This is a genomic window from Megasphaera indica, assembly GCF_046614755.1.
Classification (GTDB): domain Bacteria; phylum Bacillota; class Negativicutes; order Veillonellales; family Megasphaeraceae; genus Megasphaera; species Megasphaera intestinihominis.
The window spans coordinates 26,489-40,481 of the sequence record NZ_JBKKJR010000019.1; the positions used below are offsets into that span (position 1 = coordinate 26,489).

12 protein-coding genes and 3 tRNA genes are annotated in these 13,993 nt (G+C 54.6%); 1 reads left to right on the forward strand and 14 read right to left on the reverse strand.

The features are described 5' to 3' along the window. Nucleotides 1–24 precede the first annotated feature (24 nt). The 10 genes from argS to ACFCTO_RS09555 form a co-directional block, all read right to left on the reverse strand. Nucleotides 25–1,689 (reverse strand): arginine--tRNA ligase, encoded by a 1,665-nt coding sequence (gene argS, locus ACFCTO_RS09510; RefSeq protein WP_292300299.1) that lies wholly within the window; start codon nt 1,687–1,689, stop codon nt 25–27. Then, nucleotides 1,689–2,117, reverse strand: coding sequence for a YwiB family protein (locus ACFCTO_RS09515; protein WP_226884957.1), 429 nt, complete (start codon nt 2,115–2,117; stop codon nt 1,689–1,691). The genes argS and ACFCTO_RS09515 overlap by 1 nt, the downstream gene beginning before the upstream one ends. Before the next feature lie 75 nt (nt 2,118–2,192). Beyond that, nucleotides 2,193–2,930 carry a TIGR03915 family putative DNA repair protein gene (locus tag ACFCTO_RS09520; RefSeq protein ID WP_292300300.1) on the reverse strand — a complete coding sequence of 246 codons (738 nt, stop codon included), beginning with the start codon at nt 2,928–2,930 and terminating at the stop codon, nt 2,193–2,195. Nucleotides 2,931–2,941: 11 nt separating this feature from the next. Further along, nucleotides 2,942–4,186: a putative DNA modification/repair radical SAM protein gene (locus ACFCTO_RS09525; RefSeq protein WP_302485016.1), complete on the reverse strand. Its 1,245-nt coding sequence runs from the start codon at nt 4,184–4,186 to the stop codon at nt 2,942–2,944. A 361-nt stretch (nt 4,187–4,547) separates the two neighbouring features. Then, a complete protein-coding gene (locus ACFCTO_RS09530; protein WP_014015129.1) occupies nt 4,548–4,703 on the reverse strand; it encodes a hypothetical protein in 156 nt (51 codons plus the stop codon). 12 nt (nt 4,704–4,715) lie between these two features. Then, nucleotides 4,716–5,951: an FprA family A-type flavoprotein gene (locus tag ACFCTO_RS09535; RefSeq protein WP_292300303.1), complete on the reverse strand. Its 1,236-nt coding sequence runs from the start codon at nt 5,949–5,951 to the stop codon at nt 4,716–4,718. A 116-nt stretch (nt 5,952–6,067) separates the two neighbouring features. Further along, nucleotides 6,068–7,363 (reverse strand): hypothetical protein, encoded by a 1,296-nt coding sequence (locus ACFCTO_RS09540; RefSeq protein WP_292300990.1) that lies wholly within the window; start codon nt 7,361–7,363, stop codon nt 6,068–6,070. 26 nt (nt 7,364–7,389) lie between these two features. Beyond that, nucleotides 7,390–8,064, reverse strand: a complete 675-nt coding sequence (locus tag ACFCTO_RS09545) for a hypothetical protein (RefSeq protein WP_292300989.1) — start codon at nt 8,062–8,064, stop codon at nt 7,390–7,392. Further along, a complete protein-coding gene (locus tag ACFCTO_RS09550; protein ID WP_499876791.1) occupies nt 8,061–9,875 on the reverse strand; it encodes a DUF2157 domain-containing protein in 1,815 nt (604 codons plus the stop codon). Before ACFCTO_RS09550 ends, ACFCTO_RS09545 begins: the two co-directional genes overlap by 4 nt. Nucleotides 9,876–10,267: 392 nt before the next feature. After that, nucleotides 10,268–10,714, reverse strand: coding sequence for a universal stress protein (locus tag ACFCTO_RS09555; protein WP_292300986.1), 447 nt, complete (start codon nt 10,712–10,714; stop codon nt 10,268–10,270). A 262-nt stretch (nt 10,715–10,976) separates the two neighbouring features. On the opposite strand from ACFCTO_RS09555, the gene ACFCTO_RS09560 reads away from it, so the two are divergent. Next, complete coding sequence (locus tag ACFCTO_RS09560) at nt 10,977–12,344, forward strand: sodium:proton antiporter (protein WP_292300984.1); 1,368 nt, start codon at nt 10,977–10,979, stop codon at nt 12,342–12,344. Between the two features lie 315 nt (nt 12,345–12,659). Here the strand turns inward: ACFCTO_RS09560 and ACFCTO_RS09565 are convergent. The 4 genes from ACFCTO_RS09565 to speE form a co-directional block, all read right to left on the reverse strand. Further along, nucleotides 12,660–12,735 (reverse strand) — tRNA-Lys (locus tag ACFCTO_RS09565). A 5-nt stretch (nt 12,736–12,740) separates the two neighbouring features. Continuing rightward, nucleotides 12,741–12,815, reverse strand: a tRNA-Gln gene (locus ACFCTO_RS09570). A 1-nt stretch (nt 12,816) separates the two neighbouring features. After that, a tRNA-His gene (locus ACFCTO_RS09575) sits at nt 12,817–12,892 on the reverse strand. Nucleotides 12,893–12,992: 100 nt separating this feature from the next. Beyond that, the gene (speE, locus tag ACFCTO_RS09580; RefSeq protein WP_292300475.1) at nt 12,993–13,841 is read right to left on the reverse strand and encodes a polyamine aminopropyltransferase; all 849 of its coding nucleotides are present in this window, start codon (nt 13,839–13,841) and stop codon (nt 12,993–12,995) included. Nucleotides 13,842–13,993: the final 152 nt, after the last annotated feature.

A 13,993-nucleotide genomic window follows, 5' to 3' on the forward strand; every position in this document is an offset into this window, starting at 1 on the left:
ATCAATAACTTTTATTTTATTATATTACATTTTTTCAGGAGCAGAAACCCCTAAAATAGCCAAACTGTTGGCGATGGTGATGCGGACTGCCGTGACCAGGGCCAGACGGGCTCTTTCCAGATCCTTGTCTTCCTGGATGATGCGGCAGTGATTGTAGAACGTATGGAACATACCGGCCAGTTCGTGGACGAAGTGGGCAATGCGGTGCGGTGCCCGTTCGCGGGCGGCACGCTGGACTTCTTCCGGGAAGGCGGCCATCTTCTTGATGAGTTCCAGTTCGTATTCGTTGGTCAGCGTATCCCATTTGACGTCGGACCAGTCCGTGCTGAGGTCGGCACCGGCTTCCTTTGCCTGACGGTAAATGCTGTAGATACGGGCATGGGCGTACTGGATATAGTAGACCGGGTTTTCGTTGCTGTGCGATTTTGCCAGGTCCAGGTCGAAATCGAGCTGCGTATCCAGGGAACGCATGATGAAGAAGTAACGGGCTGCATCGGTACCGACTTCCTCGATGAGTTCGTTCAGCGTAATGGCCTGGCCCGTGCGCTTGCTCATCTTGACCGGTTTGCCGTCGCGGAAGAGGCTGACCATCTGCAAGAGGAGTACTTCCAGCTGATTGACGTCATAGCCGAGGGCCGCCATGGCCGCTTTGACGCGGGCTACATATCCGTGGTGGTCGGCGCCCCAGATATTGATCATCTTCTTGAAACCCCGGTCGTATTTATTCTTATGATAGGCAATATCGGCAGCCAGATAAGTCGGTACGCCGTTGTCGCGGATGACGACGCGGTCTTTGTCGTCGCCGTAATCCGTCGATTTCAGCCACAGGGCGCCGTCCTTTTCATAAATCTTGCCCCGTTCTTCCAGGACCTTGCAGGCTGCCTGGATGGCATCGGGATGGAGGGTCCGTTCGCTGAACCAGTTATCATAATGGACATTGAAATGGGCCAGGTCGCGTTTGAGGGCCTTGAGCTTTTCGGCATAGGCCCGGTCCTTGAAGAGTTCCAGCCGTTCTTCTTCAGGCATGTCCAGGTATTTGTCACCGTCCTGGTCGATGATGGCCTGGGCCGTTTCGATGATGTCGTGGCCGTGATAGCCGTTTTCCGGGATTTCTGCCGGCTTGCCCAACAGTTCCAGGTAGCGGGCATTGACGGAAGCGGCCAGGTTGTTCATCTGGTTGCCGGCGTCGTTGATGTAGTATTCGGCCTGGACGTTATAGCCCGCAGCCCGCAGGAGATTGACCAGGGCACTGCCATAAGCGGCGCCGCGGCCGTGGCCGACGTGGAGCGGCCCTGTCGGGTTGGCGCTGACGTATTCGACCTGGATCGTGTCTTCTTTGCGCAGCGGTGCATGGCCATAGGCATCGCCGGCAGCCAGGATCTGTTTGAGCGTATCGTAAATGACGTCATTCTTCAAGAAGAAGTTGATGAAGCCGGCACCGGCGATTTCCGCATGGTCGAGCCAGGGATAATCCATGCCGTCGACGATGGCCTGGGCAATGAGTCTCGGTGCTTTATGGGCGACGCGGGCCGACTGCATGGCAATGTTGCTGGCGAAGTCGCCGAATTCCTTCTGCGGCGGTACTTCCAGTGCGACGTCGGGATAGTCGCCGGCTGGAAGAGTGCCGGCTGCAATAGCCTTGTTCAGGGCTTCCGTAATGCCCTGCTTCAATAAATTCTTCATTTCCATTACGCTTGATCCTCCTGCACGGTTATGGTTAATTGTGTATAATTGGCACTGACGCCTTCGATATGGACGTCGTAGCCCAACTGAATCGTACCGACTCCATCGAGCAAGTCGGCGCGGCATTCATAGGTCTTCATCTGCACGTCGAACGTGCCGACCGGTGTGTCATACTGGGAGCGCGTCACTTTTCCCTTGCGGAATTCCTGACGCTGGCGGAGCTTCCCAAGGCGCAACAATAAGACGGACCCTCCGGGTAACACCTTGATGACCGTCGTAACGCCCTTCATTTCCGTCAGCTCGCTTTCTTCGTAGACGATGTACTGCGTCCCGTCCTTGACGTAAAACTTGCCTTCGGAAACGAGCTCCATTTTCAGCTCTTCTCCCTCTTTGTTACGTTGGATACTTTTTACACTTACTAAGACAGGTTTCAATGTATTCCACCTTTCCTATCACAAATCCAATGTTACTATTATATAACAAGTGCCGGGAAAAAGAAATACTTTTTTTCACTTCATTTCAATCAGAAAAGACCAATACTTCTTGGGCATATAACTGCGGCGCAGGGCCTCGTTGCGGCGCGACGGGATGGCGATGGTCCGGTAATAATCCTGCCAGACTCCTTCGATAGCTTCTTCATCGGCTGACAGGTCCGGTGCGGCGGCGGCCCGGGGGATGGTCACCACGACGGGCTGACGGCCGTCATAGTAGACGCCGAGGCTGCGGCCCGTATCGTGTAGGACCCAGCGTTCGGCCGGGAAGCGGCGGACGAAATGCGGCGCCATGACGGGAACGACGCAGCACGTCGGCTGCAGCTGGCAATAGAGCATGCCGTCAGACAGCTCCCGGAAGCGGGCCAGCCCCAGGAGCTTATGGCGTTCATTACCGGTCCGGCGGGCCCACTGGCGGACCGTCCAGATGGGTTCCTCGCTGAGATGGTGTAGAAACTCGTGCTTATACCGGAACGCCCGGCGCAGATACTGCAAGAGGGCCAGGCCGCGCCCTTCCTCTTCGGCCAGGAAGGCATAGTATAAGTAATGGCAGGGCTTGGGCCCACATTGGGCCAGAAGGGCGTCGAGGATGCGCCGGACCTTGCCGTCATCGACCGGGACGAAGCGCTGCTCAGAAAAGACCAGGCCCAGCCGGCTGTCCGGGCAGATATCTTCGACCTGGGCCAGGCCGTCGTGCCAGGCGTCGAAGACGGCCGACAAATAGCCAAAAAAAGTTCCATCATAACTGTAAATCATCGCTACCGCTCCTAAAACAGACTCATCGGTTCATAAGCCGTCTGGGCTGACGGCCGGGCCAGGAGCAGCTGGCGGATGCGGACCGGGTCCGTCGTCGCTCCATAATATTTTCCCTTGCAGGTAATGAAATACTGGGCCCGCTTGAGGACGATGCCCAGGCGGCGCAGCGTGTCATACGACAAGAAAGCCTGGCGCCGGGCCGCACAGATGCGCCGGGCCGAGGTGACGCCGATACCGGGGACGCGCAGCAAAGCGTGGTACGACGCCCGGTTGACTTCGACCGGAAAAAACTCCGGATGGCGCAGGGCCCAGCAGGCCTTGGGGTCCAGGTCGAGGTCGAAATCAGGCGCCTCGTCAGTCAATATCTCATCGGCTTTGAACTGGTAGAAGCGCAGCAGCCAGTCAGCCTGGTAGAGGCGGTGCTCCCGCAGGAGCGGCGGCTTGGCGATGGCCGGCAGGTTCGGGCCGGTCACGGCCGGGACATAAGCCGAATAATAGACGCGCTTCAATTCCACCTTATCGTATAAGGCCTGGCTCAGGCGCAGGATCGTCCGGTCGCTGTCCGGCGTCGCGCCGACGATGAGCTGCGTCGTCTGGCCGGCCGGGACGAAGGAAGGCGCCTTCTTATGATGTTTCTTCTCTTCCCGCCGTTCCAGGATGCCCTGGCGGATGTGCCCCATGGGAACGAGGATGTTTTCCCTCGTCTTCTGCGGCGCCAGCAGGCGCAGACTCGGCGCCGACGGCAGTTCGATGTTGACGCTCAGGCGGTCGACGTAGCGGCCCAGTTCACGGATGAGCTGGGCACTCGTCCCGGGGATGCCCTTCATGTGGATGTAGCCGTTGAATTTCTTTTCGTCCCGCAGGATGCGGGCCGTCCGGATGAGGAGCTCCGTCGTATAGTCCGGCGAACGATAGACGCCGGAACTGAGGAATAGGCCTTCGATGTAATTGCGCCGGTAAAAGGCGATGGTCACGTCGGCGATCTCTTCCGGCGTCAAGATGGCCCGTTCCGCTTCCCGGCTGGCCGCGTTGACACAGTAGGCACAGTCGTAGATGCAGCGGTTGGTCATGAGGATCTTGAGGAGCGACACACAGCGGCCGTCAGCCGACCAGGTATGGCAGATGCCACAGACAGCCCCATTGCCGATGCCCCCGGCCTGGTTGGCCCGCCGGCTGCCGCTGGACGAACAGGACACGTCGTACTTGGCCGCGTCGCTGAGAATATGCAGTTTCTGTTGAATCCGGTCCCAATCCATGATAAAGCCCCCCTCTTTCCCTTTATCATAGCATAAGGCCGGCCCTATTGCAAACGTATGTTTTGATTGGCCGGTCGCCAGTCGCAGGGCACATCTGTCTTTCGTAGGGGCTCGCACGTGGCGAGCCCGTCCGGAATATGAAAATTTTCTCGCCACTAGGCAAAAGCGGGCGCCCCACGTGGGCGCCCCTACATTTGCGGACGGCGGACTGCGAACAGCGGGCGCCCCTACATTGCCGCCTGCGATTGGCGAACGGCCTACATCAGAAAAAGGCTTTAAATTTAAAGCCATTCGCTAACCACTAACTGCTAACTGCTAGCCACTTAAAAAGGCTTGTCGCACATGCGACAAGCCTTTTTATTTACATATGTAATCCTTCGCGTAATTTTTCAAAGATTTTCTGTTCGTCTTCGGTCAGGTCGCGGCCCAGGTCGATGTGGAGTTCTTCCCCATTGCTGCGGGCCTTGTCCTGTTCGTGCTTATCGCCGCTCTTGGCGCTGTCGTCACGGATGATCACGCTTACACCACCTTAGATCAAAGTTTTCGGATCGGGATAGTCTTTAATGCTTTCAGCCAGTTTATCGGCCAGTTCGTCGAGTTCACATTCCTGGTCGTCACGGAGAGACGATTTCATATCCATCGTCGGTTCCAGGAGTTCGCAGCATTTGAACTGATTTTCGACGTAGTCGACCATGGTCTTATAGGCAGCCGATGCCCAGCTGTGGCAGGCAATGACGCCGATCGTGCGTTTCTGGAACATGAGGGTCTTCAAGTCGTGGAGGAAGTTTTCCATGGGCAGGAAGAGGTTCAGGTTGTACGTCGGAGCTGCCAGGACGAGGTGGCTGTATTCCCAGGCTTTAGCCGTGATGTACGACGAATGGATCTTGGCGACGTCGTAGAGGCGGATATCCTGGATGCCGCGCTGGCTCAATTTATGGGCCAGGACGCAGGCAGCCCGTTCAGTGTTGCCATAGATGGACGAGAAAGCGATGACGACGCCTTTCTTTTCCGGTACGTATTTAGCCCAGTGGAGGTATTTGTCGATGATATACTTAATCGTAGCCGGCGTGCGGAATACGAAGCCGTGGAGCGGGCAGATGAAGTCGATAGGAAGGCCCGATGCCTTCTTGAGGACGTTGACGACCTGCGGGCCGTATTTGCCGACGATGTTGACATAGTAACGGCGGGCCGAATCGAGGTAGTTTTCTTCAAAGTCGACCTGGTCTGCATAGACGTTGCCGACCGTACCGAACTGGCCAAAGGCATCGGCACTGAAGAGGACGTGATCCGTCAGGTCATAGGACATGATGACTTCCGGCCAATGGACCATCGGCGCTTTGACGAACTGCAGGGTATGTTTGCCCAGAGCCAGCTGGTCCCCTTCCTTGACGGCGACATAGCGGTCTGTCATGGGATGGCGGAAGAACTGTTCAAAGAGCTTGAAGGTCTGCGGCTGGCCGATAATCTTGGCGTCCGGATATTTTTCCAGGAGAGCCAAAGCCGAGCTGGCATGGTCCGGTTCCATATGCTGGAGGACGAAGTAGTCCAGTTTACGGCCTTTGAGCAGGTATTCAACGTCTTCCAGGAATTCGTCACGGCACGATTTATCCATGGCATCGACGACACAAGTCTTTTCGTCATTGATGAAATAGGAATTATACGTAACGCCTTCGGGAATCGGGAAAATCCGTTCAAACAATTCCGTACGGAAATCGTTGCAGCCCATCCAATAAATACCATTTTTAATTTCTTCTACACAATGCATACTGATATGACCTCCTTAAAAAGTACAAGCAGCATTCACGCTGTAATGTCAATTCTCATACCCATATCATACCATCTTTTGGACAAATAGGAAATACTAACAAGAAAAAAAGTTAATTAAAAATCCTTATTGTTTATTTGTTTTTTACCCGTATCGCGATTGTTATCGGACGACTGGCGGCTCTTCGACGAATCGGAACTCTTGGTCGTATTCGTCGACTTATCGTCAGACCGGCTGCGGGTCGTGCTCTGGGACTCAGAAGCCGATTCACTGCGCCGCGTTTCCTGAGAGGAGCTGCGGCTCGGCGCCGATGCGCCGATGGAATCCGCTTCGGCTACGACATTGTCGATGAGCTGTTCCAGGACATCGCGGTCGGCCTGGGACAGGTTGGTGCTTTCACTGAGCATGTCCTTGGCCTGCTGGGCCAGGCTCTGGGCCTGGGAACGAGCCGAGCTGCGGCTGATGGAGCCGTTGCGGTACTGGACCTTCAAATTGCGCAGTTCATTGGAAATGTCATTGGCCTTGCTGCGGATGCGGGCCGCTGCCATTTCGCCGCTGCGTTGCTTACGGGCATCGGCATCTTGCAGGCGCTTGTCTTCTTCCCTGTTTTCCAGCAGTTCTTCCTGCTGTTGTTCGGCCACTTTATCCAGCGACGCTGCCGTCACATGGGTCCCGACGTAATATTCATAGCCCATGTAGCCCAGGATGATGATAGGGATACAGAGGAGCATCATTTCCAGTTTGCGCATATGTGCTGCCCGTTTCCAGCTGATGACGTTCTTGCGGCGGTGTTCCATGATGAGGACGATGATCAGGACCAGGACGACCAGGAACAGGGCGATATAGATGAACAATTTATGCCAGACTGTGGCCTGGAGCTTGATTTCCGTCGGATTGGAATTGGACAGGTTCCATAAATAGGTACTGCCCTGGTCATCGGCTTTATCGCTGTTGCTGACGACGCGGGTCCCCGACGGGAAGGAGACGATGTATTCCAGGTCGACGCCATTTTCCGGCATCGGCGCGCCTAAGCGCAGGGTCTGGATACTATTTTCATCAAAATTATAATCAATGTAATAAGTCGAACAGATGAGGCCATCGTGGGTCTTGTGGACAATATGGTCGACAGAGCTCTTGCTGGCTCCATCCTTGGTGATCGTTTTCATAGCCCGGAAGCCTTCGCCATTATCGTTGTTATAATCCATAATAGTATAATTGCGCTTCTGGAATTCATCGGCATCGGCTTTTAAATCTTTCTGCCCCTTAGCCGAATCGGAGACTTTCAGGATATCCTGTGTTTCGCTGCCATCGTCGTGGATGATGGTCTGCGCCCGGAACCCCGATAAGAGGAAGAACGCTGCCAACAGCATGACTGTCATAGCAATCTTGGCAATTCTCGCGTACGCTTTCATAAAATCCTCGCTTTCTTTCTGTGCCATCATTCTTCTTTCGGCGGTACCATGCCGGTATCGACGAGGTGAGGCCGGTCAAATAAGGTCTGGGCCTCTTTTTCCTGGCGGGCCTTGGCCATGGTGGCGCCATTGCTGATATTTTCCAACGGGATTCCATTGACGAAGATGCCTTCGATGACGCCTTCGCCCCGCTTCATGCGGATGCTGGCGATGACGCTGTCATCGGGCTGGAGGTTGTAGATGCCATCGGTCAGCTCCGGTGCCATGCGATAGCGGTCAAAGCCAACCTGGAACTGGACAAAGCCATCCTGATAGGACACGACGGTGGCCTGCATATAGTCGCCGCCGACGAAAGGCTTCGACGCCGAAGCTCCCTGGATTTCCATGAGGCCCGACGTATCCCGTGAAATATAGACGTAAATCTGCTGTCCCTTTTCAGGCGGCGTATCGTCCTTCCACTGCGTCGTGTCTTCGGGAAAAACGACGCGGACGTAGTCCGTCCCAAAGGCGGATACTTCCAGCCGCGGGACGCAGCGCCACTGATAGGGGATGCCATCGACGGCGATGTTATGCCAGCGCCAGCCCATATAGGCGACGACGGCGAACTGGACGAGAACGACGAAGACGAAAAAGATCCAGCGATAACGGCCATCCAGTGAAAAGGAAAAGTGGAATCCCTGCAAAGGCAATGGAAATTTCATTTCATATCGCCTCCTTGGTGAGACCACGGCGAGTGGGTAAAGTATTTTTTCCGTTTCGGTGCCGGCTTCATCGAGCTCCACGGCGATTCCGTAACCCGCGGCTTTTCTTCCGCTTCCGGTTCCTGAGGAACAGCCATTTGCTGGGGCACGGCTTCCGTCTTTTCATGGACTGTCGGCGTGACCGGCGACGCCGGCGTTTCCGGCGTTTCTTTCTTTACGTCATCAGCGGGTGCCGTGAAAGTAAATGCCGGCGGTGCTTCTTCCGGCTCGGCCGGGACAGGCGGCGCTTTGGGCAAATCGTCGGCCGTCTTTTCCCCTGCCGGTTCGGCAGGCAGTCCCAATTCAGCCGGCGACGGGATGCGTACCTCTTTCATCCACTCGGCCAGGGTGTCGGCATCGCTGGCGGCATCCTGAGCCTGCCAGGACGGTGTCTCTTTAGGCGGAAGTTCGTCCTGTTTTTCTTCGCCTTCACGGCGGACGCGCGTCGACGAATGGCGCAGACCTGCCCGCCGGGCAGCGCGCAAGGCGGCAGCCGCCTTATCCTTGCGGGTCCGCTTGAACTGGAAGATGATCAGGGCCAGGACGACGATGGCCAGGAGCGGTGCCAGCGGGGAGAACTGCGTCCCGAAAATAAAGGCCAGCACCAGGCTGATGAAGATGACGACGCCAAATTTCATATGGAGGCTGTGTCCCGGCTTGAAGCCCTGAGACGTTTCAAAGAAACCTAAGACGACCATGTACAGCGACGAAAGGACCAGGGGAATCGACGAATAGAGCCCGGCCCGGACGAGGATCGTTTCAAAAGCCAGGATAAATGGGACCGCCAGGTACAGGCCCGGTCCCCACAAGCGATTCTTTACGGTCTGGGCCATGAGGGCGATCATGACGGCAAAGAGGACGAGCGTCACCAAGGCCGTGACCCAGTGAAAGGCATGGACCCGGGCGATGCCATCCCAAGCCGCAGGCAGGCAGGAAATGAGCAGCGAGCCGGCAGCGGCAAAGCGGCCGAACCAGCGGAAGGGTACGCCCCAGGACTGATGGATGTCGATGGAATAACCGACGAGCATGATGGTGACGGCCAAACTCCCCAGCATGAGGAAAGGGATATAGTCCGTCGACCTGGCTGCCAGGCCAAAAGCAGCAAAGACGGTAATCGTCATGACCCAGGAAAAAATAGACAGGCGCCGTTCATCACGCATGGTGATGAGGGTATCATAAAAGGGCACGGCCAACAGGAGGAAAATCCACAACAGCGCCGTCCCGCCCAGCGTATTCAGTGGCCCGCCGGCAGCCGTCCAGTACAAGAGAGCCAGGTCATAGACGACGAGGGCCGCAATGGACCGCAGCAGATAGACGACGGGCAGGCAGAGGATGGCGCAGACGGCGACGTAGGCCGTCACATCCCAGCCGATATAGAAAGACTGCTCGGCCATTGCCAGGACGGCAAAGACGCCCAGGCAATGGACTAGGGCCACGCCTTCGGCGACGAGGCTCCCCTGCCGTTCCTGGAACATGGCAGCGCCGACACCGATCTGAGTAAGCAGGAGCAGGCCACAGGCCAGGCCCATGCGGACCGTAAGTGATACATAGTACCAGAACTGGGAAAGGCCCCAAATCAGGGCGATACCGGCAGCGGCCAGGCCGATGACGGCCAGCAGGGCATATAAAGGCAGGGTCGTCAAAAGAGGATTCCTTTGTTCGTCCCTGCCGTAAGATTTTCGTATTTTTTGCTGGGATTCTTCACTGATCCAGCCCTTAGAAACCCAGCCAGCGACCTTGCGGTCGAGCCATTCGTTGGTATTTCGTTTCATACTTGCCTCCCAGGCACCTATCCCGGAACGAGGCAGTCCGGGACCCTATACTCATGAATAGGTTTTGTGTAATCAGGCAAAAAAAGGCATACCTGTGTACCCAGTATACCACAAAAAGAACGATTCCCCTATGGCGTAACGTAAAATTTTCAGAAAAAAGGCGCTATCCTATGAAGACAGCGCCTTTTTTCTGTAGGGGCGCCACGTGGGGCGCCCGCTTCGGGACATGTAAAATTTTCCAATCAGTTTGCTAGATGAATCATCCAAATTCCTAACGGGTCGCCCACGTGGCGACCCCTACAAACTTCATACTACTTTTTAGTGGTTAGCGGCTAGTGGCTAGGGGGCAGTAACGCAGGTCATCTCTCCGCGAACTACGAACCACTAATTACTTATTTAACGATCAATACAGGGCAGACGGAATGGGTGACGACGTAGCTGCTGACGGAACCCATGAACAAGCCTTTCAACGGCCCGAGGCCGCGGCTGCCCATGACGATGAGGTCGGCATTGTACTTCTTGGCTACCGACAAGACGGCCGGTCCCGGAGAACCGACTTCAAAGACACTCTTGACTTCGATGCTCTGGGGAATGGATTTGGCGAATTCGTCGAGGATACCTTTCCCTTCTTCTTCCATGTCCAGTGCGACCTGTTCCGTTACATAGCCGCTGGCATTGGGAATCTGGTCGAAGTTAGAAATGACCGATACGATATTGGCGACATAGACCAGTGTAATCGTAGCCCCTAACGACGAAGCGATGACGACGGCATGTTCCAGCGCACGTTTCGAGTTAACCGAACCATCCGTCGGCACGATGATGTTATTATATTTTTTCATATGAATCCCTCCTTATTAAGGCCTGTTCTTATCCTTAACATATATATTCGCCATGACTTTTACGGATTCCTTCTTTGTCATCCAAAATTTTTTCAGAAAATGTCTGCTTTTTATTTTTATAAAATTATTTAGCCTATACTTAAATGACTATGCGAAATCCGAAAAATGAGTATAAACTTTCATGTCTCTATGCTATAATACTGAATATGATTGTAAAATTTTTAAGTTTCTCTGCAATCAGATAATAAGAAAGGTGGTTTTTATGACACATGAACTCGTAAGTGCGACCTTGCCCGTATGGAGTATCATCCCATTCGCCGGGATGCTCTTATCCATCGCCATCGTCCCCCTCGTCCGTCCGGAATGGTGGGAAAAGCACATGCTCGGCGCTGCGTTCGCCTGGTCTCTTTTATTCCTCATCCCCTTCGCCGCTGCCTATGGCGTCGGTGAGTCGTGGTTCCGCCTGCTCGAATCGGTGCTCCTCGACTACATCCCCTTCATCGTCCTCCTCTTCGGCCTGTTCGTCGTCGCCGGCGGTATCGCCGTCCGCGGGACCTTAGCCGGGACGACGAAAATCAACTGTCTTCTGCTGTTCATCGGCACCTTCCTGGCCAGCTGGATCGGTACGACCGGGGCTGCTATGCTGATGATCCGTCCCCTCATCCGGGCCAATGCCTGGCGCAAAAATAAAGTACACCTCATGGTGTTTTTCATTTTCCTCGTCGCCAACATGGGTGGCTGCCTGACACCCCTCGGTGATCCTCCCCTGTTCATGGGCTTCCAGCGCGGCGTTCCTTTCACGTGGACCTTCCATCTCCTGCCCATCCTGGTGCTCAACTTGGTCCTCATGTTCGCCCTCTTCGCCTTCTTAGACAAACACTTCTATAATAAGGAAGTAAAAGAAGGCCGGACTCCGCTCGATTTAATCGATGAAAACGATAAACAGCCTCTCCGCCTGGAAGGCGCTCACAACCTCATCTTCATCGTCTTGATCATCATCGGCGTCCTGGCCAACGGACTCCTGCCGGATATGTTTCCGGCTTTCGCCAATGGTGCTGGCCTGCACATTTACGACGAAATCGTCTTCCCCTATGCCACACTGGCAGAAATCGTCATCATCCTCGTCGCAGCCTTCCTCTCCATCAAGACGACGAAGACGTCGACGCGGGAACTCAACGAATTCACGTATGCTCCGATTTTGGAAGTAGCAAAACTCTTCATCGGCATCTTCATCACCATGATCCCGGCTCTGATCCTGCTCAAGGCCCATGGCGCTGAACTGGGCCTGTCCCATCCGTGGCAGATGTTTTGGGCAACCGGTGCCTTGTCGTCTTTCCTGGACAACACGCCGACATACCTGGTCTTCCTCCAGACTGCCGGGGCTCTCGGCGCCACCCAGGGTATTACGACCTCTGTCGGGACCGTATCCCAAATCATGTTGGAAGCCATCTCGGCAGGTGCCGTCTTCATGGGCGCCAATACGTACATCGGCAATGCACCGAACTTCATGGTCAAATCCATTGCTGAAGAAAACAAGATCAAAATGCCGAGCTTCTTCGGCTACATGGGCTGGTCCGTCGCCATCCTCATCCCGCTGTTCATCATCGACACCGTCGTTTTCTTCCTGTAAGTTGTGGTTAGTGGCTCGTGGTTAGTGGTTAGTGGTTAGTGGCTCGTGGCTAGCGGTCCCATGGACCGCATTTGTAGGGGCGTCCCAGCGGGCGGCCCGCCTCTTCTTTGTTGGAACTCCAAAAAAGGGCTGTCGCATTAAGCAAAAAAGCATAATGCGACAGCCTCTTTTTTTTGAGTTTGAAGTTGAAAGTTTGATTAAAGAGATTAGGACCTCGCATGATGGCAGAACCCCTCCTGTAACAGCGCCTACTAACCACGAACCACGAACTACGAGCAACAAAAAAGCTGTCGCAAATGCGACAGCTTTTTTAACTGGTGATCCATCCGAGATTCGAACTCGGGACACCCTGATTAAAAGTCAGGTGCTCTACCAGCTGAGCTAATGAATCATGGCTGGCAGGGGTAGCTGGATTCGAACCAGCGCATAGCGGAGTCAAAGTCCGGTGCCTTACCACTTGGCTATACCCCTATGGGGCGAGTATAGGGATTCGAACCCTAGCGTAACGGAGCCACAATCCGCCGTGTTAACCACTTCACCATACCCGCCATATTAGATTATCTGCGTCGGCCGCGCTGTATTAACGCCGTCAACGTAGATAATCTTACCATGAGTCGCTCACAAAGTCAAGCACTTTTTCAAACTTTTTCAGCGTTCTTTTTCACCGTACAATAAATCTTTGACGAAATTCGGCAGGACGAAGGCGCTCTGCTGGATGCCTTCGTTATAGTACCGCGTCGGGAAGGTCCGTTTGCGGTTCGGCTGCCACGTAAGGGGATCGTATTTCTTCGAGCCCATGGTGAAACAGTGCATGCCCGACGGATAGAGGGGGATGAAGGCCGTGTACAGGCGGGTGATGGGGAAGATGTCCGACACGCAGTCGAAGATATCCTTGACCAGCTTGCGGTGCATGAACGGCGATTCGGTCTGCTGTACGAAGAGGCCGTCGTCTTTGAGGGCCCTGAAGGTATCCTTGTAGAAATCATACGAGAACAGGCCTTCGCCGGGACCGACAGGGTCCGAGCAGTCGACGATGATGACGTCGTAGTAATTTTCTGCTTCCCGCATGAACGCGATGCCGTCGCCGACTTTGACAGTCAGTTTCGGGTCGCCTTCGATCATGGCCTTGGCGATTTCCGGGAAATACTGCTTGGATAATTCGATGACCTTGCCGTCGATGTCGACCATGGTGACCGATTCGACTTCCGGATGGCGGACGGCTTCCCGGGCAGCGCCGCCATCGCCGCCGCCGATGATGAGGACTTTCTTGGGATTGGGATGGAGGAACATGGGGATGTGGACGATGCTTTCATGGTACATGAATTCATCTTTGATGGACGTCTGGAAAACGCCGTCCAGGACGAGCATACGGCCGAATTCCTTGGAATCGGCGACGATGATATCCTGGAACTGTGAATAGCCGCGGTAGAGGATATCCGACACTTCCGTCGTCAAATCCAGGTAGGGGGACTGATGTTCCGTTACGAATTTTCTCATGACAAGGCTCCTTTATCATATAAAGTATAGTTTTCATTAAGACATTGGCACTTTTATTCTACCATATTTACCACCATTTGTCGTAACTCATTTTGGGTCGTAAAAAAATCCTCTGCCCCACCCCTTACAGAATAAGAGGAATATGGTACAAT

Bases quoted from the DNA above. Each gene is read 5' to 3' on its own strand.
- ACFCTO_RS09535 (WP_292300303.1), bottom strand. From the start codon at position 5,951: ATGCATTGTGTAGAAGAAATTAAAAATGGTATTTATTGGATGGGCTGC.
- ACFCTO_RS09555 (WP_292300986.1), bottom strand. From the start codon at position 10,714: ATGAAAAAATATAATAACATCATCGTGCCGACGGATGGTTCGGTTAAC.
- ACFCTO_RS09525 (WP_302485016.1), bottom strand. From the start codon at position 4,186: ATGGATTGGGACCGGATTCAACAGAAACTGCATATTCTCAGCGACGCG.
- ACFCTO_RS09520 (WP_292300300.1), bottom strand. From the start codon at position 2,930: ATGATTTACAGTTATGATGGAACTTTTTTTGGCTATTTGTCGGCCGTC.
- ACFCTO_RS09540 (WP_292300990.1), bottom strand. From the start codon at position 7,363: ATGAAAGCGTACGCGAGAATTGCCAAGATTGCTATGACAGTCATGCTG.
- ACFCTO_RS09560 (WP_292300984.1), top strand. From the start codon at position 10,977: ATGACACATGAACTCGTAAGTGCGACCTTGCCCGTATGGAGTATCATC.
- speE (WP_292300475.1), bottom strand. From the start codon at position 13,841: ATGAGAAAATTCGTAACGGAACATCAGTCCCCCTACCTGGATTTGACG.
- ACFCTO_RS09550 (WP_499876791.1), bottom strand. From the start codon at position 9,875: ATGAAACGAAATACCAACGAATGGCTCGACCGCAAGGTCGCTGGCTGG.
- ACFCTO_RS09545 (WP_292300989.1), bottom strand. From the start codon at position 8,064: ATGAAATTTCCATTGCCTTTGCAGGGATTCCACTTTTCCTTTTCACTG.
- argS (WP_292300299.1), bottom strand. From the start codon at position 1,689: ATGGAAATGAAGAATTTATTGAAGCAGGGCATTACGGAAGCCCTGAAC.